Annotated in this window: 1 protein-coding gene; it reads right to left on the bottom strand. The window is 59.8% G+C overall.

Features of this window, described 5'->3' with window-relative positions; genetic code table 11:
• A partial coding sequence (locus R0J92_RS25805) for a sugar-binding domain-containing protein (protein WP_411053788.1) occupies positions 1 to 244 on the bottom strand: 244 nt, incomplete at both ends.

Here is a 244-nt window from a genome sequence, read left to right as displayed (position 1 = left end):
GATTGGCTATGCGGGTGTTCTCAGCGATAGCGAGGACCGTCCGCCCCCAGGCGACAGCGAGCGTATCCCCGGATTTTAGAAGCTTGGCGATTGCTTGCGCAGCTGCGGTTCCAAGCCGGTCGATAAGCGCCTGCGCGCCGTCATCATTTGGCACTACCAGACAGTCGTTCAATCCGAAATGGCGCTTGAGTTCCTGCGCGATTGCAAGGGAACCGAGGCGCGCGGGTTCGATCGAGATGTTGAC

Origin of the sequence: Tritonibacter sp. SIMBA_163 (genome assembly GCF_046535935.1) — a bacterium.
GTDB lineage: Bacteria > Pseudomonadota > Alphaproteobacteria > Rhodobacterales > Rhodobacteraceae > Epibacterium > Epibacterium scottomollicae.
This window is presented reverse-complemented; position numbering and strand designations above follow the sequence as displayed.